Origin of the sequence: Trichocoleus sp. FACHB-591 (assembly GCF_014695845.1) — a bacterium.
Classification (GTDB): domain Bacteria; phylum Cyanobacteriota; class Cyanobacteriia; order FACHB-46; family FACHB-46; genus Trichocoleus.
On the sequence record NZ_JACJPA010000085.1, the window covers coordinates 21,319 to 40,957 of the forward strand.

Genomic DNA, 19,639 nt, shown 5'->3' on the forward strand with positions numbered 1-19,639 from the left:
CCGCAACGTTGAAAGGCTGAGGCTGATGAATACCAGGCGGGTTTGAGTGATCTTAGGGCTGCACTCGTTTCAACTAGTAGGCATCGATTCGAACAGTTTAGAAAGCAGCTGTAAAAACCGATCTCCGAACACTGCGGAGAGTACCCCACACAGCAACACAAAAGCAGCCGAACCAATACAATGAACGAGATGAACGGCTTCTGGTGTGAAGTACATGCCATAGGAGAGAGGAACCAGGATCAAGAAAGACCCCAGGAGTGAACCCAATAAAAATTGAGTTGCTCTACTCCGCCAAGTTGGAAGACTGGGTTCGTTGTGTTTAGATTGCATCGTCAGATTTACAACTCAAGCTGTGTCTATTCTAGAGCCAGACCAGACAGAGCATTATTAGGTTCGAGTTCTAAAGGATTCTAAGATTTCAGGAGTTGTTGCCAGTGATGCTCTGTCTGGTCATTGGCTGGAAATAAACATTCAATCCTGAGTTCTTGCAAGGTAATGTCGTAGGGAGTGCCGAGGGTGGCGATCGTCGAGAAAAATTGCAATTCCAGCTCTCCTCGTTTGAGATGAACGGTCAGCAGCATGGTATTTTGAGCCGCACGAGCAGCAGCATGCCAAACCCCAGCAATTCCGGGATCACTCATTAACTCATTCAATAAGGCTTTAGATTGTTTACTGTCACCCTCAGCAATGGCTTCTCGCTGCAAGCGTTGTAACAAATGCACTGAAAAATCGTCCCAGTTCACAACAAAGGGACGGAACCCTTGAGGATGAAACATCGCCCGCATCAGGTTGACCTTCCCATTGCGATAGAAGTGGGCTTGCAGTTCCTCGGGGCTAATAAAAGCGTTCAGCAGTCGATTGGCAGCAGGGTTGGTCAGCAGCAGGTTCCAGTAGCGATCGACCACAATTGCAGGGTAGGGTTCCTGCTGTCGCAGCATGAAGTCGAGCGCTTTACGGATCGAAGTCATTTCAGGAGCCGATAGGTCAGTCTCTGTGTGAACGGGGGCAAATCCAGCAGCAGTCAGCATCAAGTTTTGTTGTCTTAACGGAATCTCTAGCACCTCTGCTAGTTGTAACACCATCTCTCGGCTGGGTTTGGCTCGTCCCGATTCCAGAAAACTAATGTGGCGTTGAGACACTTGACTGGTCATGGCTAAATCAAGCTGACTAAGTCCTCGCTGGCTCCGCCATTGCTTCAGGAGCCGTCCAAACGAGTCGAGGGGTAGATTTGAGGCATGGGTGCGTTGCTGCATAACCAGGTTGGCAAAAGATAGTTTTGATTACCTGAGAGGTAATTGCTTTGATTATCTCTCGCTTCCATGATGAAAGCATCCTGATTGAGGGTAAACCCGATGTTGAAGGCAACGAATCTTCCAACAACCTACACATTCAACGGTATCAAAGTTCTGTATTTGATACTGACCATTGCCGGTTCCATTGAACCCTGGTTCTGGCTCCTGCAAGATCCATCAGCATTGCTTTCCCCCTCATTTTTCCTGCAGCAAGCCTTTGCGAATAACATTGCAGCAGGGCTGACAACGGATTTGTTGATTTCTGCGATCGCCTTCTTTTGCTTTGTGTGGATTGAACTGAAGCGGTTAAACATCCCACGAGCCTGGATCATTTTGTATATTGGATTGACCTTTGGCGTTGGACTTTCCTGTTCTCTACCCTTGTTCCTATACCGTCGAGAGCAACTTCTAGAGCGCCCTGTTTGAGATTAGTTGAGATTGACTGGGGAGGCAAACATGAGTTCAAAGCAGATCGCAGGGGCGATCGGAACACCCGATTCTGAGGTTGAAATCGATGCTTCCCTAGTTCATTCTCTTCTGGTCGCACAGCATCCTGATCTGGCGCATTTGCCGCTTCATTTAGTAAATGCAGGTTGGGATAATGTCATGTTTCGATTGGGTGATCAGCTATCTGTCCGGCTGCCTCGTCGCAACATTGCTTTGGTTAGAGGGGGTGACGGCTGACCAGCAAGAACCAGATCAAAACCAAGCACAACGGTTTGCGGCATTTCTGCGATCGCTCCATCGTCCTACGCCACCGAATGCCCCCTCTAACCCATTTAGAGGTGTGCCGTTGCACCGTCGAGCCGCTTTTATTGAGGAACGAATACAGCGGTTAGAACAGAAAACAAACTTGATGACTCCAGCCATTAAACACGTTTGAAATCAGGCATTAGATACACCAATGGATGTTGAAGCAACCTGGATACATGGTGATCTTCATCTCCGCAATGTATTGGTTGAGAAGGGTGTGATCACAGGCGTTATAGATTGGGGAGATATCACAAGGGGTGATCGGGCCACAGATCTAGCTGCAATCTGGATGCTTTTTTCTGATCCACAAACCCGTCAACAAGCTACTTTAGAATATAATGCTTCTGAAGCAACCCTGCAACGGGCGAGAGGATGGGCAATATTCTTTGGCGTTGTGCTGCTAGACACGGGATTAATTGATAACCCAAAACACGCAGCGATTGGCGAGAGGACATTGCGACATATGGCTGAGGATATTTGATGGTTGAACTCTGCCTATCATTCATTACGACTGCAAACGTTTAAAAGACTGTTCAAATCTAGCCAATACTCGAAACGGACTTTTACCCCGTATAGGAGCTGCAATTACAGCTTCATAGGGATTTTTGCCCGTTTGGCGAACTGCCTGAACTCCTGCCTGCCGAGACAAACCTCGTCCAAATACAAGCCATGCACTAAGAACCTGCCCCGTTCGTCCAATCCCCCCCGAACAATGAACCACTGGTTTTTGCTGACATTGATTTGACGTTAGGAGAAACGGCAAAATGATGCGCTGAAGGGTGGGGCAATCGCAAATCTCAAACTCCGCGATCGCTGCCCAGCAGACATTCTTGATTCCAAAGGCTTGCTTGTAGCAGCCCAACAAATCTGGATAGCAAAATAGCTGCTATTTGTCCAATAGACAGCAAACTCGCTGAATCCCTTGACTCTTCATAAACAAAATCCAAGACTGGATTTGTACCTCTGCATATCCTGGTCTAGATGCGCCAAAAACAATGGATTCGGTTGTACAAGCGGCGGCAAACTGATACACAGTTCCGCTGATCTCCAGGTAACAATTTAATTCTAGATAAATAACTAATTACTAGACCTTACTTAGCTCAGGGGGTAACAAGAAGGCTAGAACAAAGACTGGAGGCGGAAAGCAGAATGCAAGCCTTGCTGAAGATAGGGTCGCTTATTGCCACTGAGCTGTATCCAAGACTCTACCCAATCGGTGGCTAACTCCATCCCTCCTAACCAGGCTTGGGCATACAAACCTATCCAAAAATCGCTATGTCTGCGACGCATTCTTCGGCTTTCTTTGGCTCGACAAACATAGCTAGCTAAGCCTTGAGTGCGAACTTCATGACCTTGAATGACTGCACTGGTATAGGCAAGGGCTAAGAGGACAAATAAACCCGATAAGCGTTGGGGATTGAGACGAGTAGATTCGACTTGATACCTTCCACTTTTGTAGTCCCGAAAAAAAGCTTCGATGCCCATGCGCTGCTGGTAAGCCTTCACAGCAGCGCCTAAAGAGGGCAGATTGGTTAAGAGAAACCAAGCCCTTTTCTCGCAATGGCCTCGATAAGCTCGTTTCCAATAACTCGCCACGTTAAACAATCCCAGCCCCGCTTGTTTCGTCACCCTCACCTGCTCGAAGAATTGGGATTGACCCGGTTTTAATCCCAGGTGTTGGAGTTGCTCAACCAAACCCGTTTCATCTTGAACGTACTCGTTACAGCGTAAGCGTAAATAGAAGCTGAACTGCTCTTGGCCCAACCATTGTGCCAGATGCACCGAGCAAAATTCCCGGTCACCTAAGACCACAACTTGATAAGGCTTCAGCAGCGCTAAAAGGGGACGCAAAACCGCTTGTTGTGGCGCTAAGCCCGAACTCCCTGAATGTGACAAGAACTGCCAGTACAAAGGCAAAGCTCGTCCTCGATAAATCACACTGGCCATCAGCACATTCACCCCTTGCTACTGCGTGCGGTCGAGGACCAAGTAAAGAGTTTGTCCGACTCGAAATTGGCAAGATAGCAAGTAGCCCACCAAAGGCAACCAGAGGGTATCAATGTGCAATTGAGGACTCGAAAACAAGCGTTGCAAACAGCGGCGACGACCCTCGAATCGAATCGGTAGTGGCAAGGTAGCAGCGAGTCTTTCGAGGCGCACTTGTTTGTGCCATTGCAATAGCAAGACCAGCAGATTCACAAGTAGGTAATGGCGAGGACTGAGGCACTGTTGGAGGTGAGCTTGGTAGAATAGAGGCAGCATTTTTAGGGGTAGGCTTGTGCTCAAGTAGCAAGCCTATCTTTTTTTGTGCTTGGCAGCTCTATCCCTTGCTACACATCTGCTTCAAGCTTCCTGTTACCCCCTGAGGCCTTGACCTTCAAGTTCACGCTAGGGCACATCGTAGCGCTTGGGGCCAATCAGAGCGAAAACATCTCCTTCTTTGCCATCTTCACGAATCAGGGTGATGGTCAGTCCTAGACGTCGGCGGGCTTGCAGTTCAGCCGTAATGCGGAAGATGGGGCAGGCAGCAGATGCACTTCGTCATAGATAATCAAACCCCACGATCGCGCATTAAACAGTTGAAAGTGCGGAAACTTCCCGTCTTTGCTGGCACGATAGCTCAGGATTTGATACGTCGCTAACGTGATCGGAGCCGTCTGTTTTGACTCCCCGCTGTATTCGGCGATCGCATCTGGAGGTAGTGTCGTTTTATCCAGTAGTTCGCGCTGCCACTGGCGAACGGAGGTGAGGCTGCTGGTGAGAATCAGCGTATTTTCCTGCACCTGGGCGATCGCAGCGATTTGGCCTGCATCCGTTCCATCACATGGCTGACAAGCTCGGCTTTGCGCGTCGGAATTTTACCATCTGGCAACAGTTGCGCTAGTGCTTTTAGCTGATCGACGGTTTGATGATTGAGGGCTTCGAGCCGTGTGGGAATTTTCTCAAGCTGGCTGTAGTAGGGCATAGCGCTATCCCTGCTGGACTCCATCAGCATAAGCGCTTGTGGGGCAAGTTGATGAACGGTCTGATTCCTGATGCAGCATGATTACTAATGAGCAGCAACTCAGACCATTCTTGCCAAAGTTTAGCGGATTAAAGTGCGATCGCGCTCTACTTCTGCGGTAAACTCGCTCTCATTCAATTTGCCCTCCTCACCGGTAATGAGGCGAGCTCCACCTTTGCGAGTAAAGTAGTGCCAAAACCATTGGATCATCACGATCATCTTGTTATCAAACTCGATCAAATAGTAGATATGAACAAAGACCCAAATCAGCCAAGCTGGGAATCCTGAGATTTTCAACCAACCGAAGTTTGCCACAGCGGCATTATGACCAATCACCGCCAAGCTACCCGCGTCTGAATAGCGGAAGGGAGGTAAATCTTCTCCTTGCAAGCGACGTTGAATCAACTTAGCGACATAAGCGCCTTCGTGCATCGCCACTGGGGCAACGCCTGGTAGCGGCTTATCATCCTGATGGGCGTAATGTGCAAGATCCCCGACGACAAAAATGTCAGGTTCTCCCGGCAAACTTAAGTCAGGATTGACGATGACTCGGCCCACGCGATCGAGTTCTGCACCTGCCCGCTCCGCTAGCACGGTGCCCATCTTAGAAGCACGAACCCCGGCTGCCCAAAGCACCGTTTTGGTCGGGATTTGCCGAGTTTGTTCACCTTGGCGAACTGTTACGGCATCTGTGGTAATATTTGTCACCAAGGTTTGGGTTTCAACGACAACGCCTAAATCTTCGAGCGATCGCGCAGCCTTAGCTGAAAGGTCGGGTGGATAAGGTGGGAGCACGCGATCGACACCTTCGAGCAATAAAATCCGAGTCTCCTTCGTATCAATGCTGCGAAAATCATCCTTCAGTGCCGTATAAGCCAAATCTGCCAGGGCTCCTGCCAACTCTACTCCCGTTGGTCCGCCACCGACTACCACAAACGTCAACCAAGCTCGCCGTTTCTCGGGATCTGTTTCTTTTTCAGCAGCTTCAAAGGCGAGAAAAATCCGTCGCCGCATTTCCAGGGCGTCCTCAATGGTTTTGAGGCCCGGTGCCACATCTGCCCATTGTTCGTTCCCAAAGTAATGGTGGCTAACCCCCGTCGCGACAATTAGAGTGTCGTAGGGTAAAGTTCCACTCGATAATGTCACCTGGTGCTGTTGAGGATCAATGTCTAGCACTTCATCCATCAAAACCTTAACTTGACGATGACGGCTGAGGATAGCTCGTAGGGGGGATGAAATGTCGCCAGGAGAAAGTTTTCCGGTGGCGACTTGGTATAGCAGCGGTTGAAATAAATGGAAGTTACGTTTGTCAATTAGGGTGACATCGAATTGCTGAGAGCGTCCTAGTTCTTTAGCGGCATATAAACCACCAAAGCCACCCCCAACAATGACAATTCTGTGAGTAGGTTGCTGATCACCAGATGGCTTTGAGAGCTTCATAGAGTAATGGAGATCGCTGGAACGCTTCTTTGTAGACAACATTAGCTTGTGGCTGGACGACACTTTGTTCTTGCAGCACAATTTTAAGTGCAGTCGTCAAGTTAGGATAGGCACCCACCTCAACCATCGCTAATATTGCAGCCCGGTAAGCGGCTCCTTCTTCCTCCTGAGGTGCGATTATTTCTGGATTAGAACATTTGCTAAAATTTGCCGCCAAACTCGCGATCGCGCCCCTCCTACGTTGGTGATCCGACTCCTTAGCCAATCCTGAGACATAGACAGAAGCCAATCCCAACGGCAGACTCTTTCAGGAGATCAACTCAATAACATGGAAGCGAAATAGTCTCATTGGGAGCGATTCACCATGAAAACTTCAACCATCAATACAGCCCAAGTCCCTGCAGTAGCTCCCGCTTACAACGGTGCCGATCGTAATGCTTGGATCTTTGGCTGGAACCCACAGCAGGAGTTATGGAATGGCCGTTTAGCCATGATTGGTTTTGTTGCCTATTTGCTTTGGGATCTGGGCGGGTACAGTGTACTTCGGGATGTACTTCACCTAGTTCGGTAATCCTCTACTAAGAACCCAAAGGGTTAGTGATAAGCGGTCTGGGTTGCTCTCAAACCAGGTCTAACAGTTTCGATCCCACGTCAAAAACCTTTAAGAACCAAAATACTGTCATGCAAACATCAACTACTTCAGCTTCAGGAATTCGTTATGCGGCGCTTAGTCTGGGTCTACTCTTCTTATTACTGGGCCTAGCTGGATTTTTGCCTGCTTTTGTCTCTCCCTCTGCAAACTTTACCTCCGAACCAGGCTTTGGCTATATATTTGGGGTATTCCCAACCAACTATTTCCATAATGCCATCGGCCTTTTAGTAGGTATTTGGGGAATTGCTGCATCTACAAGTTTAACTGGAGCGATTGTGTTTAATCGCATCTTTGCTCTCCTTTATGCAGCAAGTGTTGTTTTAGGACTGCTTCCTTCTACCAATACTCTATTCGGACTCGCTCCACTTTTTGGCAATAACGTCTGGCTCGATGCCATTACTGCTGCGATCGCTTTCTACTTTGGCTTTGTGAAGTCAGCAGAAGTCGAGGGGCCGAGTGTCTCCAGAACACAGCCTAGCGTCTAAGCGGCCCAGTTTTTTCAAATAGACTCAGGGTTTTAATGTAGGTCGTCAGAACCCTGATTGAATAACACACGAGTAGTCTTATGCGGACTACTCTTTTTGTGCTTGCTGAGAATTTACCGTGAGAACTCCTAGAGCGATCGCCTGAGAGCCCAATTGCCACCGACTTGCCCACAAATTGCCAGTTAACATGAAGTGGCACCTTTTAACTGCAATCTCAGTCTGTACTTAGTCTGTACTTACTCTCTTCATCATGGCTGACACCTCTCCACGGCTCCTGAATGGTCCTACTAACCCTTCCCTCTGGCAACGTCGCCTCTGGGGTCTGCGTTTTCTGTTTCGCCCGCTAGAAACCTTAGAAGCTCGCACTCAAGCGTATGGCGATGACTATCGCGTCTCTCCTCCAGACACCAAACCCGCCTTGGTCTATTTCAGCACCCCCGAAGCGCTGGAAGCTATTTTCACCGCCAAACCAGAGCAACTGAGTGCTGGAGGAGGCAATCAGATTCTTAGAGTCCTCCTCGGTAAGCATGGCATTGTCTTGCTGGAAGGCCAAGCCCACCAACGCCAGCGCCAGCTCTTGATGCCTCCCTTTCATGGCGATCGCATGCGCTCCTATGCTCAAATCATTCAGGATATTACTACTCAAGTGAGGAGCCCGTGGAGGGTGGGCACCACATTTGCTGTGCGGCCTGCAATGCAGTCAATTTCTTTGCAGGTGATTCTCAAAGCTGTATTTGGTCTCAACGGCGGGCCACGTTATGACCAGTTGCAGCAAGCGCTGACTCAAATGCTCGATGGTTTTGGTTCTCCCTTCGGAGCGATGTTCCTGTTCTATCCTTTCTTGCAGCAGGACTGGGGAGCCTGGAGTCCTTGGGGACGGTTTTTACGGCTCCGTCAACAAGTGGATGACCTGCTTTATGCTGAGATTGCCGATCGCCGGAGTCAGGCGGAGGTGGGGCGAACGGATATCTTGGCTTTACTCATGGCAGCCCGTGACTCGGAAGGGCAACCGCTGAGCGAGGTCGAACTGCGAGATGAACTGATCACGCTCTTGTTTGCAGGGCACGAAACCACAGCCTCAGCCCTTGCTTGGGCTTTGTACTGGATTGCCTCCTTGCCGGAAGTGCGTAGCAAGCTGCTCGCAGAAGTAAAGGGATTGCAACCCAGTCCTGATTCGATGGCGATCGCACGGCTGCCCTATCTCAGCGCCGTGTGCCAGGAAACCTTGCGGCTCTATCCAATCGCTCTCAGTGCGTTTCCTCGGGTGGTGAAGCAACCGCTGGAGATTGCAGGCTATGCTCTCGAACCCGGTACCTTGGTCATGCCCTCGATTTATCTGGCACATCACCGAGCAGAGGTTTACCCAGAACCGAAGCAGTTTAGACCAGAGCGGTTTTTGGAGCGGCAGTTTTCTCCTTACGAGTACTTTCCCTTTGGAGGAGGCGATCGCCGCTGTATTGGAGCAGCCTTTGCCTTGTTTGAGATGAAGTTGGTGCTGTTTGAGTTGGTATCGCATCTAGAGATGGCGATTGTTAACCCTAAGCCGATTCGACCGATGCGGCGGGGATTGACGGTTGCTCCTTCTGACCGCTTTCAACTGCGGGTGACTAACATTCGTCGATGACCGACAGGTTTATGTCATGGTGATGAGGGTTGCAACGCCCAAGAAACTCTACGTACCAAAGTGGATAAAGGCTGCACGGAAAGCAATAAACCACACTGCAAGCGTGGAAAATAGGTAGAGATAGAACCGAAGCATGATGAGATTGAATGTACAGTGGACAATGCTATGCAATACGCGGAATCCAACAAAAATCCATGCAGCGTTTAAGTACACTGCATCAACTTGCTGTGTGACGAAAAGATATAGAACTAGCGCATAGAAAAGTACCGGAATCTCAAATAGATTTTTTAGGTTATCTGATGGACTGGAGACGCTGGGTGGTGAAATCTGCGCCAGTACACCAGGTGCAGCGAGTTCCTTCGGGCGGAGTTTCTGACTATTGATGAAGCTGATCCGACGAACGTACATATACACCCAGACTAGGAGGGTTAAAAACATGGTTGCAAAGAATGGATTGAAGATGGCAGTTTGGGTCATTTTTACTTCTTAATACTCGCTCGTTCTGCTGATCATCAAGCAATGCTGAATTGCTGTTGAGATTATGGCTAACATAGGCTGAGTGCTTTAGCGTTTCTAGACCTCGATCGGGTACACTTAGTCCCCTTCACTTATGGCAAGTTCCTTAGGGTTTCTGTTTGAAACGATCCGCCAAACCCCTAGCAAATCTGCTCTCCGCTTGCACATTGCCCCTAAGATCGGTGAATATTTTGCCGCGAAGCGATCTGCCATCTTTTTCTTTGATCAAAAACGTTTCAGCGATCGCAATCTTCAGAAAATCCTGAAAATTGCCCTCTCCACCGAGCTGAATCCTGTAGCCCGTTATCTAGCAGAGCGGCATGCTCCCGTTCATGAAGGCTTAGTCACAACGCCCAAGACTTGGAAATTAATCTGTCCTCGCCCTGATCACTGGCATGTAATGGCAGGACCAATTATTAATCAAGGTCAAATTGTAGGCACAGTTGGTTGTACTCGTGAACAAACGATGTCTGCGTTTAATAGCGAAAATTTAGTTGATTTGAGTGCCATTTGCTTACACTTATCAACTTGGGTGGCAACCGTGGAGACACCTGGCATTATATTGCAGCACCAATCACTCAACAGCACATCTCCAGGAAAGCTACGCCAACATTTAACACCCCGTGAGTTGCAGATTGCCGAACTAGTGGCGTTGGGACAAACCAATGCAGAAATTGGCCATCAACTTTGGATTACGGAAAACTCTGTAAAGCAAGCTTTAAAGCGAATGTTCCGTAAGCTTGAGGTTTCCTCTCGCGCAGAAATGGTTGCAAAGCTCTTAGATAAAAGGCTCCACTGAAAACTGATAGGAAGCGATCGCTATGCGGATAAAACTAAAGGAAATTGCGTTTGCCAATGGGGTAGTGTTCGTAGACTTGTACAACATTGGTTTTAGAGTTAAAGCTTTTGTCAACACTCAATCTGCAAACGGGTCAGCGGAAAATAGGCGGGGATGGCTCTTACAGGGTGAAGAAATGGCTATTGAGCGAGTGTTCACGAATGCTGGTCGCCTGTGGGTCAGTGGCAAAAATCCCAGAGGTGAGCGGATGGATTTAGACCCAAAAGATTTGCTTTATGTGGAGGAGTAGCGATCGCTCTCTTTTTAAAGTTTAGAAAGAATTACAGGTCTATCCACTAGGATAAGCACATATCCATTTTTGAAAGTCCACCAATTTCCGATGGATTGGTTATAACAAGTGAGTTTGTCCTAGTGGATACTTTCCCAAACTTCTCGCCTGCTTTATCAGAAGCGATCGCCCTAGTCGATCAACTTTCTAGTGACGATCAAAAAAAACTGGCGCTTTACCTGCTTCTGTACTTATACCAACGTTCCGTTGTATCACGCGCAGAAATTGATGCTTTAGTCCTAGTGGATAGCGAGCCACCTGATCCGCTAGGACCAGCTTCTGCGGTAGCGGTAGGGTGGAAGCAAGAGAAACGGGTGGTGAAGGAACGAGACAGCGGTGCGATCGACACTTACATTGAATATTGGTTCAATTGTGAGGTGTGGAGCAGTAAAGAAGAAGCATGGAAACATAAATCCTGCTATATCTGTCAACATCCCGAAGGGCGATCGCCTAGCCCCGGTGCTGCCCGCAAGATTGAGCTATTGAACCGTCAAATTGCCAACAAACGCCCGTATTGGGAAACGATGCAACTGCTCAACAAGCAACGCAAGCTAGAACAGTGGCAGGGAAATTTATAGAGCCGCTTTCAGTTCGTTCTTGCGTACCTACTAAAGTTTCAGAAGTGTACGAATTTGGTTTTGGTGTTTTGGTTGAATGGATCGCTCTCCCTTAATCCACCGCGTAATTAGGGAGCGATCGACCCCCAGTTTCTTTGCTAGTTGGGCCTTAGACCAACCTAGATTATCTAAAGCGATCGATAAATCTGCGCTTGTTAATGCTTTTGAGCGTTCTAAGGCGCGCTGAATTGGCGTAAAAGGTTCAGATTCTGAAGTTGCATCTGAGCCTAGGACTGCCCCTAATTTTTCCTGAATTAGAATCGTTGGCTGGATGATGACGATCGCCTTGAGCCAAATCGTTAACCAGTTGCGGGGACGTACTTTAGCCTGCTTAGAATTTTTATCGATACCCCATTCTGGTCTGATACAATCTGGATATGTTTCTGGATCGAACTCAATTTGCCAGCCTAACTCATGAAGCGTCAGCAACGCATGATTCCACTGGCTAATCAATGCATTGCGCCGCTGCTTATTGGTTTGGAGCGCCATCATCAGCTCTTTGGGTTCCAATCGTTCTAGCAGTGTTCCGACTTCGTAACGACCATCACAACGAATCCGACTCATGATGGTTAGAAAGATAGCTAGTTTAGAAGCTAAGCGTTGACGATAAGGATTGATCTGCAACGTGCTTTTGGCTAAATATCCGTACTGACAAAGCGCTTGCTTACCACCACTAAAATCCTTGGCATTGAGAAATTTCTCCGTCCAGCTACCAGGGCGGACTTTAATGTATAGCTCGTCAGGCTCTCCTGCTTCATATTGGAGAGAGCCAGGCTGTTCGGTATCGACTGTGAGCGCTAACTGCCCGACACATTCTAGTTCTTCTAACATCCACATCGGTCCACGCGCCACGTTATAGCGATTTGCGCCCACGTTGATGTTGCTAATGAGCACCGATAGGCTACAAACTAGTTCGACTAAGTGGCTAATCTTCCTGAGCTTCTGTCCTAAGGTAATATCTGTGCGCTTATCCCAGCCGAACAGCTTGATTAAGTCAGTTCCTCTCAGCCGAATTTGCTGTTCCCAAGGTTGCTCCGAATCTGTGGCGTAGGATGAGAAAATCAGCAGAACATAAGCCGCCTCCGGACCAAACTGCTGGATGATCTCCCATGCAGCTTTGCCCGGAACTAGCTCGATCTGGCGGCTTGATGGACTCTGACGAACAATGTTATGCTGAATAAACCCTTCTCCAACCAGCTTTTTCCAGTAGGGATATTCTCCATCCTCCCACTGATTGTTGATTAGTGCTTGTGCTCCTGTCAGAATTGGATAACCAGTGGCTACTTGTTCGATCTCTCGCCCTTGAAATAGAGCTGGGTCAGCCACGAACTCATCGGTTGAGCGAATTCCTAGGAGTTTTTCAACCTCATCGACTGAGAATCCAGATAGGTCAAGGTTGCCTAGCCACTCACTCGCCGTATAGAAAGCACAGGCACTGATAACGATTGATTCTTGCCAAGCTTCTTCTTCAGGTAAAGTGGGGTCTGCTTCTACAGATAACATGCCTGGGATTGAGCAATCTACTGGCATGCGTCTGTCTACTTTCCATTGCTCTAGCCGAGTTAGAATCCAATTGGCTCTTTGGCTCCAGAACTCTTCTTGTTTCAAAATAGCTCTGAATAGTTTCTCTAAACGAGCGATCGCTGGCTTTTGTAATGCGCCGATTTTTTCAGTTTCATTGTAGAGGTTGATTAAATCACTGCTGCCTTTGCTCTTAGAACGGGTTTGGCGCAATCGATGCTGGTTAATGCCAGTCGCCACGTTGACTAATACCAGGTTGAGGAATGATTTGCCCTGACGTAGTTTCTCGGCGTACTCTGGTGCCGTGCTAATCTCCACAATGGCATGGGGACTAAGTGCAGCGCTGCTCTCCTCTAGGATGACTGTTGCGCTGTAAGAATGCTTATCTTCTTCGCGATTTGCTGCACTCATGGGCATGGCTTCACGGAGGCTGGTCAACATCCTTGTAAAACCTCATCAGTATAGCTGGTGAGTTTGTTGACAATGGTCTTGCCTTGATTAACCAGTAAAGTTGTCAACACGATCGCATTGGGTCAACTTAGCAAAGCGCTAAGCTGAAACCTGAAAATCCTTGTGTATTGAGTGCCCTAGCTTTTAGAACTCATGACTTATTGTTGCCAAAACCTCTAGAATCCCGTGACTAAAACCTCTAGAATCCCCTGACCAACTCTACTAATTTTGCTTAGCTCGTCTTACTTCTGTGTGACAGTAGCAGCATGAATTTGCTGGAGAGCTTTCCCCTTGGCCTTTTTGCTCCAGTCCAATTTAGGCTGGAAATGAAAATTTCTTTTGATAAAAGTTTACGTTGCCCTGTTGTTGACAGTGTTGCCAAAACCTCTAGAATCCCCCGACCATTGTTTTAAGCTTGGATCGTTTGCGCGATCGCCACCTACTTGTATTTCTCTCTTGGAGGCTAACTGAAGTAACTCTGGGCCTCAAAGAGTTGTTGACAATGTTGACAAGTGCTCTAGAATCCCCCGACTTCGCTTTCTCAGGAGTTGTTGACAATGTTGACAAGTGCTCTAGAATCCCCCGACTTAGTCTTTCTACTTCTTTCTGTTTTCGGAGCGAGGGCGATTGCTTTTCTTGTTGACAGTGTTGACAATCTCTCTAGAATGGCGCGACTTTAGCTCTAGAATCCCCTGACCAAAAAAATTTTTTAGCTCTAGAATTTCCCGATTTATCTTTTTTGCAAACCCTTTCCAGTATTGGTCTTGGGCCTTGTTGACACCCTTAAAGGAAACGTGTTGACAAACCTCAGATCGCCAAAAAACGCATGTTATATGTGCTCTATTCCAATTCTTCTTAGGAACAGAGCAATTTTGATATGCAGGTACAAGACTCCTTATGCTTTCAGGGGGTACGTGAATGGGATAGTGAATTTCTGGCACTTTTCCCCCACCGCTTCGATTACATTTATGCCCATCACCCAGAGTTTCAAGTTTCTCCGGTTTGGCAAACTGAGAGCCGCCACCCGCTATCGGATCGGCTGATTCAGCAGGCTGCTTGTCTCTATGGCGTACGGTTTGGTGCAGAGACTCAGTACTGCTTACTCGATATTGATATTGGTAGCCGCTACCACCCTAACCAAGATCCCTTGGCTATTGCTCGCTTGCTGGCTGCTCTGGAACCTCTAGGACTAGTTAGCTATCTTGCTTGTACTTCTAGTTATAGTAGCGGGCTGCATCTCTACTTTCCTTTTAAGCACCCCCAGAAAACTTGGCAGCTTGCGATCGCCCTCCAAACGCTCCTAGAGAACGCAGGTTTTAAGCCAACTCTGGGTCAGCTAGAGCTTTTCCCCAATCCCAAGCTTTACAGCAGTGATGGTACGCCTAGTCTCTATGCTGCTCATCGTTTGCCGCTGCAAACTGGTTCCTATCTACTAAACCGTAGCTGGGAGCCTATCTACACTTGCCAAGCTACTTTTGTGCAGCAGTGGCGATCGGCACAACATCATAATGATATTGATGTTCAAAGCCTGCAACAGACGCTTAAAATCGCTCATCGTCAGCGCTATCACCTCTCTGGGAAAGCTGATAAATTCCTCAATGACCTGAACGCAGAAATTGAACCTGGCTGGACAGGTCGAGGACAAACTAACTACCTTTTAGGCCGCATTGCTCTGCGTAGCTATATCTTTGGTCATCTTTTCTATGCTTCCCAGCCTCTAGAAGGTAAGGCTTTAGTAGATGACATTGTTCAAATTGCTAAATCGCTTCCGGGCTATCACGATTGGTGTCAACATCAGCATGAAATTGCCAGACGAGCTGAGGAATGGGCGCTTTGTGTAGAGAACAGCCGCTACTTTCACTTTGGTCAACGCAAACAGTCTTTAGTTGGTTCTGCTGATCACCTCATTACTGAGCAGTTAACCACTACGGAAGTTGTGCCTTGGAATCAGCAACAGCGAGAGGGGGCGAGAGAACGCATTAGAAGCGCGATCGCTGACCTACTGAACCAAAGTCAACTGCCAAGCAACACTACCGCTCGCTTTAAGGCACTCACAGAATACGGCATTGGTGGCAGTACTCTCTACCGCCATCGTGACCTTTGGCATCCAGATCACCTTGGGGAAAACCCCCCGTACCCCCCGACTTCGTTAGATATATCGAGTGAGGATTGCTCTGGAACAGCATCCTCACTCGATAGCTTTACAAGCTTATTAGTTAGCAAGGACCGTAATGCCTCTCCTAGCGGACCCTCCAGCGATTTTCAGCCTTCTGAAGATTCAGCTGCGGGTCGTAATTCTAATCTCAGCCAGTTAATGCCTGAGGCTGCTCTACTTGATGCTTCATTGGAGCAACCCAGTTTGCAGGGAGTTCGCTACATCCAGCAAGTGTTATTGGAGGTTAAAGAGCGACTGAGAAGCCAGCAGAAGCCTCAATCTATGTCTGGTTCTGTTCCTTACTCAAAAGCTGATCAGACCGCTCACAGGCGCAAAATGGAGCAGTATTTAGCCTCTGGTGATCCAATCTTGATAGCTGAGGCTCGGCGATCGCTGCCAGCGATTCAAGAAGGGCTACCTAGGCAACTGTCACCTTTTAGGCAACCGGAGCAACAGGCGATCGCAGATGATTCCATAGATAATTCTGTCGATGATTTCGCAGACTGGTCTGAGGTGCTAGCGCAAATTAGCATTCATCGACGGCGTTTAGGTTGGGCTGTGGCACAAGTCCAAACTGCACTGCGACAACTGTTTGGCAAAGCTAGCCAAGCTCTGTTGACAGATGCAGAACTGGCTGCGTGGTTGCACTGGTTACAGCAGCAACCTTTGTCCTCTTCGGATTAATAACCTTGGATGATTGGACAAATGGTGGTTTCGGGGTTGGCGGGTTTGGTTTCCCAGCCAGAGAGTAAACCTTCTAACTCCAGCTTAAGAACTTGCAATTGCTGGATTTGCTGGTCAATTTCGGCCACTTTGTCTTCTAGTTTGATTTTGACGTGATCGCAAGGTAATTCTCCTTGATCATGCACATCGAGAAACTCTTTAATCTCTGCCAAACTCAATCCCAACTTCTGCGCCCGTTTGATGAAGCTCAAGCGGGTGAAGATTCCCGGATCGAAAAGGCGATAGCCTCCCTCAGTTCTGCCGATGGTTTTGAGCAGTCCTAGCTCTTCGTAATACCGAATAGTTTTAATTGGCACACCGCTAGCTTTAGCAACCGAACCAATTTGTTTTCCTGCTTCTTGAGCTATCATGGCTAATCTCCCAGGGTTTAGTCTCCCAGTTGCCTATAATTCACTACTTTGATCTTAGATGCTCGATTTTCGCACTTCCACCACGCCTCGAAACATATTCATGCCGCAGGTGAACTCATATCTGCCTGGTTTGTCTGGGGTAAACTCGATCGCGGTGGTTTGATGCAGTAGTAAGGCTTGGGCAATGTGAAAGTCAGGAAATCGGATTTCCTCAAGACAACTGCTAGGGTCTTGGCGATCGAAATTTAAGCGTACGGGTTGCCCTGCTTGTACGACAATCTGGCTGGGTTCATAGCCACCATCCACGGTAATTGTGACTTCCTGAACTTCCCCCTGTGTAGTGGCTTGACGGGATTTAGGTTTGCTGAGCAGGAACCACCATAACTCCAGACTCACTAATCCCAGACCCCCCACAGTGACTGCTCCTTTTAGCCAGAAGGGTTGCTCAATCCGTTGGAATTGTCCTGTTTGCTCGGTTGGATGCCCCGTTTCGTGGTTCGCTTGTGCTATTACTTGCGCCACTGCTGGCCTAGAAGCTATCTCTGCCACTACTGGCCTAGAGGCCATGCTCAACAACAATCCCCAACCTAAAACGCTACCGAGTAGTGGTGTTTTGTTGATCATGTTCATCTCGGAAGAACCTCCTACCCCGCCAAGTGTTTAGGGCTGAAATGACGCAACCGCAGGGCATTAGTTACGACTGAAACCGAGCTAAATGCCATTGCCGCACCCGCAATGATCGGGCTTAAGAGCCAGCCGAAGACAGGGTAGAGAATGCCAGCAGCGATCGGAATCCCCGCCACGTTATAGATGAAAGCAAAAAAAAGGTTTTGCTTGATGTTGCGAATCGTGACTTGACTGAGTTGGATGGCGGTGACAATGCCTTGCAAGTCCCCAGAGATCAGTGTGATATCACTCGCCGCGATCGCCACATCGGTTCCTGTGCCAATGGCAATCCCTACATCGGCTTGAGCTAGGGCAGGCGCATCGTTAATTCCATCACCTACCATCGCTACCACTTTACCTTCTGCCTGAATTGTGGCTACGGTTGCCGCTTTTTGATCAGGGCGAACTTCGGCAAAGATCCGCTGAATCCCCACTTCACGAGCGATCACATTAGCGGTGCGTTGGTTGTCGCCTGTCAACATCACCACTTTCAACCCCATCTTCTGCAAAGCCCGAATGGCATTGATTGAAGAAGGTTTTACAGCATCAGAGATCCCCATAATTCCCTCAGCTTTACCGTCCACAGCTATCCAAATGACAGTTTTGCCAAGATATTCCAGTCTGTCCCAATGCGGTTGGAGAGCGCTGGTATTAATACCTAACTCATGCATCCAACGGTGTGTACCAATCTGCACCCATTGGTTGGATACATAACCTTGCACACCACTCCCAGCGATCGCCTCAAACTCCTGCGGATGTGCCAACTCAACTTCTTGAGACTGGGCATATTGCACCACGGCTTCTGCCAAAGGATGTTCGGAGTTGCGTTCAATGGATGCGGCTAGACGCAACAGGTTTAACTCGTTGTGGTTGGCTGTCCCCTTCGTGGTCACATAATCGGTGACAGTCGGCTTGCCTTGCGTAATCGTGCCTGTTTTATCCAGAATGATTGTTTGCAGTTTATGGGCCAGTTCTAAACTTTCTGCTCCTTTGATCAAGATGCCATTCTCTGCCCCTTTGCCTGTGCCAACCATGATTGAAGTCGGAGTTGCCAAACCCAGCGCACAAGGACAGGCAATAATCAGCACGCCCACTGTGGTAATCAACGCCATCGTCACGTTGCCCATGATGTTGAACCAGACAATGAACGTGAGGATGGCGATCGCGATTACCGCTGGGACAAACCATCGAGTCACTTGGTCGGCTAATCGCTGAATCGGGGCTTTCGACCCCTGAGCCTGCTGCACCAGCTTCACGATTTGGGCTAAAAAAGTATCTTTGCCGACTCTGGTGGCTCGAAACTTAAAGCTACCTGTTTTGTTGATTGTCGCCCCAATGACTTCATCTCCTGCTTGCTTCTTCACCGCCACGCTCTCACCTGTGACCATTGCCTCATCGATGGTGGAAGCACCTTCCACAATTTCTCCATCCACCGGAATGTTTTCACCAGGACGCACCAGAATGATGTCGTTTACTTTAACTTCAGCAATGGGAATGTCTACTTCGCGATCGCCTCGAATCACCCGAGCGGTTTTTGCTTGCAGGCCCATCAGCTTCCGGATTGCCTCAGAGGTTTGCCCTCTAGCGCGATTTTCTAGTAAGCGCCCTAACAGAAGCAGCGCGATGATCACAGCCGCCGCTTCAAAGTACACATCTGGTTGCAGTCCTTGAGCAATGAACCACTGCGGCAGCAATGTAGGGAACAGAGAGTAGAGGTAAGCAGTCCCCGTTCCCACAGCGACTAATGTATCCATTGTGGCAGTGTGCCGCTTCACCGCCTTCCAAGCATTGATGAAAAATGAATTGCCTGCCCAAAACATTACCGGAGCAGTCAGCACCAACTGGAGCCAAGGATGGTGCAGCCACATGGGGATGAATGGAATCTGCAACCCTGTCATCGCAGGCAAGGAGCCGATGACTAAGATGGCGCTAATAATGCCGCTGACTCTGACTTTGCGAGTTAGCTTGCGGTTTTCTGCCTGACGCTCTCGGCGTTCGACATCATCTGGCTCGAAGACATCCTCGGACAGAGGTTGCGCCGCATAGCCCGCAGCAGCGACGGCCTCCTGAATTGCTGCCACATCAGTTTTTTTGAGGTCATAGGTGACGCTGGCTTGCTCGATCCCAAAGTTGACGTTGCAAGTCTCAACTCCCGGTACAGAGCGAATGGCATCTTCAATGTTGTTAGCGCAGGCAGCACAACTCATGCCCCGCAATTTGAGGGTGGTGTTCTCCATAGCGGC

The 19,639-nt window shown here is 48.7% G+C and carries 24 protein-coding genes; 11 read left to right on the top strand and 13 right to left on the bottom strand.

Translation table 11 applies throughout. From position 1 onward, the window contains the following. Positions 1–410: 410 nt before the first annotated feature. Positions 411–1,253, bottom strand: a complete 843-nt coding sequence (locus H6F90_RS15520; RefSeq protein WP_190553310.1) for a helix-turn-helix domain-containing protein — start codon at positions 1,251–1,253, stop codon at positions 411–413. A 99-nt stretch (positions 1,254–1,352) separates the two neighbouring features. Between H6F90_RS15520 and H6F90_RS15525 the strand changes: the two genes are divergently transcribed. Genes H6F90_RS15525 through H6F90_RS15540 form a run of 4 tightly spaced genes read left to right on the top strand, consistent with a single transcriptional unit; the run spans position 1,353 to position 2,526 of the window. Continuing rightward, positions 1,353–1,718 carry a DUF2834 domain-containing protein gene (locus H6F90_RS15525; RefSeq protein WP_190553311.1) on the top strand — a complete coding sequence of 122 codons (366 nt, stop codon included), beginning with the start codon at positions 1,353–1,355 and terminating at the stop codon, positions 1,716–1,718. 30 nt (positions 1,719–1,748) lie between these two features. Beyond that, positions 1,749–1,976, top strand: a complete 228-nt coding sequence (locus H6F90_RS15530; RefSeq protein ID WP_190553312.1) for a hypothetical protein — start codon at positions 1,749–1,751, stop codon at positions 1,974–1,976. After that, positions 1,966–2,175, top strand: a complete 210-nt coding sequence (locus H6F90_RS15535; RefSeq protein WP_190553313.1) for a hypothetical protein — start codon at positions 1,966–1,968, stop codon at positions 2,173–2,175. Before H6F90_RS15530 ends, H6F90_RS15535 begins: the two co-directional genes overlap by 11 nt. Positions 2,176–2,196: 21 nt before the next feature. Further along, positions 2,197–2,526 carry a phosphotransferase gene (locus H6F90_RS15540; RefSeq protein WP_190553314.1) on the top strand — a complete coding sequence of 110 codons (330 nt, stop codon included), beginning with the start codon at positions 2,197–2,199 and terminating at the stop codon, positions 2,524–2,526. A gap of 24 nt (positions 2,527–2,550) precedes the next feature. Here H6F90_RS15540 and H6F90_RS15545 read toward each other — a convergent pair whose 3' ends face one another. From H6F90_RS15545 to H6F90_RS15575, 7 genes are all read right to left on the bottom strand, one after another. Continuing rightward, positions 2,551–2,910 carry a hypothetical protein gene (locus H6F90_RS15545; protein ID WP_242024491.1) on the bottom strand — a complete coding sequence of 120 codons (360 nt, stop codon included), beginning with the start codon at positions 2,908–2,910 and terminating at the stop codon, positions 2,551–2,553. Between the two features lie 254 nt (positions 2,911–3,164). Continuing rightward, positions 3,165–3,992, bottom strand: a complete 828-nt coding sequence (locus tag H6F90_RS15550; protein WP_206756182.1) for an IS4 family transposase — start codon at positions 3,990–3,992, stop codon at positions 3,165–3,167. An 18-nt stretch (positions 3,993–4,010) separates the two neighbouring features. Next, the gene (locus H6F90_RS15555; RefSeq protein WP_190553316.1) at positions 4,011–4,307 is read right to left on the bottom strand and encodes a hypothetical protein; all 297 of its coding nucleotides are present in this window, start codon (positions 4,305–4,307) and stop codon (positions 4,011–4,013) included. A gap of 212 nt (positions 4,308–4,519) precedes the next feature. Beyond that, positions 4,520–4,828, bottom strand: a complete 309-nt coding sequence (locus H6F90_RS15560; RefSeq protein ID WP_242024492.1) for a hypothetical protein — start codon at positions 4,826–4,828, stop codon at positions 4,520–4,522. After that, complete coding sequence (locus tag H6F90_RS15565) at positions 4,810–5,010, bottom strand: hypothetical protein (RefSeq protein WP_190553317.1); 201 nt, start codon at positions 5,008–5,010, stop codon at positions 4,810–4,812. The genes H6F90_RS15560 and H6F90_RS15565 overlap by 19 nt, the downstream gene beginning before the upstream one ends. 120 nt (positions 5,011–5,130) lie before the next feature. Beyond that, positions 5,131–6,489 (bottom strand): NAD(P)/FAD-dependent oxidoreductase, encoded by a 1,359-nt coding sequence (locus tag H6F90_RS15570; RefSeq protein ID WP_190553318.1) that lies wholly within the window; start codon positions 6,487–6,489, stop codon positions 5,131–5,133. Beyond that, a complete protein-coding gene (locus tag H6F90_RS15575) occupies positions 6,464–6,784 on the bottom strand; it encodes a hypothetical protein (RefSeq protein WP_190553319.1) in 321 nt (106 codons plus the stop codon). Before H6F90_RS15575 ends, H6F90_RS15570 begins: the two co-directional genes overlap by 26 nt. A gap of 69 nt (positions 6,785–6,853) precedes the next feature. Between H6F90_RS15575 and H6F90_RS15580 the strand changes: the two genes are divergently transcribed. The 3 genes from H6F90_RS15580 to H6F90_RS15590 all read left to right on the top strand — a co-directional run bounded on the left by H6F90_RS15580 (position 6,854) and on the right by H6F90_RS15590 (position 9,250). Beyond that, a complete protein-coding gene (locus H6F90_RS15580) occupies positions 6,854–7,060 on the top strand; it encodes a chlorophyll a/b-binding protein (RefSeq protein WP_190442941.1) in 207 nt (68 codons plus the stop codon). Between the two features lie 110 nt (positions 7,061–7,170). Beyond that, entirely contained in the window at positions 7,171–7,626 is a 456-nt protein-coding gene (locus tag H6F90_RS15585) for a DUF4383 domain-containing protein (RefSeq protein WP_190442943.1), read from the top strand. A 250-nt stretch (positions 7,627–7,876) separates the two neighbouring features. Continuing rightward, positions 7,877–9,250 carry a cytochrome P450 gene (locus tag H6F90_RS15590; RefSeq protein ID WP_190553320.1) on the top strand — a complete coding sequence of 458 codons (1,374 nt, stop codon included), beginning with the start codon at positions 7,877–7,879 and terminating at the stop codon, positions 9,248–9,250. 48 nt (positions 9,251–9,298) lie between these two features. On the opposite strand, the gene H6F90_RS15595 is transcribed toward H6F90_RS15590, so the two are convergent. Then, the gene (locus H6F90_RS15595; RefSeq protein ID WP_190553321.1) at positions 9,299–9,727 is read right to left on the bottom strand and encodes an MAPEG family protein; all 429 of its coding nucleotides are present in this window, start codon (positions 9,725–9,727) and stop codon (positions 9,299–9,301) included. Positions 9,728–9,860: 133 nt separating this feature from the next. Here H6F90_RS15595 and H6F90_RS15600 point away from each other — a divergent pair, with 133 nt between their 5' ends. The 3 genes from H6F90_RS15600 (at position 9,861) to H6F90_RS15610 (ending at position 11,471) form a co-directional block, all read left to right on the top strand. After that, a complete protein-coding gene (locus H6F90_RS15600; protein WP_190553322.1) occupies positions 9,861–10,565 on the top strand; it encodes a LuxR C-terminal-related transcriptional regulator in 705 nt (234 codons plus the stop codon). A 22-nt stretch (positions 10,566–10,587) separates the two neighbouring features. Further along, a complete protein-coding gene (locus H6F90_RS15605; RefSeq protein WP_190553323.1) occupies positions 10,588–10,854 on the top strand; it encodes a hypothetical protein in 267 nt (88 codons plus the stop codon). Between the two features lie 122 nt (positions 10,855–10,976). Next, on the top strand, positions 10,977–11,471 hold the full coding sequence (locus H6F90_RS15610; protein ID WP_190553324.1) for a hypothetical protein: 495 nt from the start codon (positions 10,977–10,979) through the stop codon (positions 11,469–11,471). Between the two features lie 30 nt (positions 11,472–11,501). On the opposite strand, the gene H6F90_RS15615 is transcribed toward H6F90_RS15610, so the two are convergent. Continuing rightward, positions 11,502–13,472 carry a helix-turn-helix transcriptional regulator gene (locus tag H6F90_RS15615; RefSeq protein WP_190553325.1) on the bottom strand — a complete coding sequence of 657 codons (1,971 nt, stop codon included), beginning with the start codon at positions 13,470–13,472 and terminating at the stop codon, positions 11,502–11,504. Between the two features lie 886 nt (positions 13,473–14,358). Between H6F90_RS15615 and H6F90_RS15620 the strand changes: the two genes are divergently transcribed. Beyond that, on the top strand, positions 14,359–16,320 hold the full coding sequence (locus H6F90_RS15620) for a hypothetical protein (protein WP_190553326.1): 1,962 nt from the start codon (positions 14,359–14,361) through the stop codon (positions 16,318–16,320). Here the strand turns inward: H6F90_RS15620 and H6F90_RS15625 are convergent. Genes H6F90_RS15625 through H6F90_RS15635 form a run of 3 tightly spaced genes read right to left on the bottom strand, consistent with a single transcriptional unit; the run spans position 16,317 to position 19,633 of the window. Next, a complete protein-coding gene (locus H6F90_RS15625; protein WP_190553327.1) occupies positions 16,317–16,730 on the bottom strand; it encodes a heavy metal-responsive transcriptional regulator in 414 nt (137 codons plus the stop codon). The genes H6F90_RS15620 and H6F90_RS15625 overlap by 4 nt on opposite strands. 54 nt (positions 16,731–16,784) lie before the next feature. Then, positions 16,785–17,360: a cupredoxin domain-containing protein gene (locus tag H6F90_RS15630; protein ID WP_242024493.1), complete on the bottom strand. Its 576-nt coding sequence runs from the start codon at positions 17,358–17,360 to the stop codon at positions 16,785–16,787. Positions 17,361–17,374: 14 nt separating this feature from the next. Then, the gene (locus tag H6F90_RS15635; protein ID WP_190553328.1) at positions 17,375–19,633 is read right to left on the bottom strand and encodes a heavy metal translocating P-type ATPase; all 2,259 of its coding nucleotides are present in this window, start codon (positions 19,631–19,633) and stop codon (positions 17,375–17,377) included. Positions 19,634–19,639 lie beyond the last annotated feature (6 nt).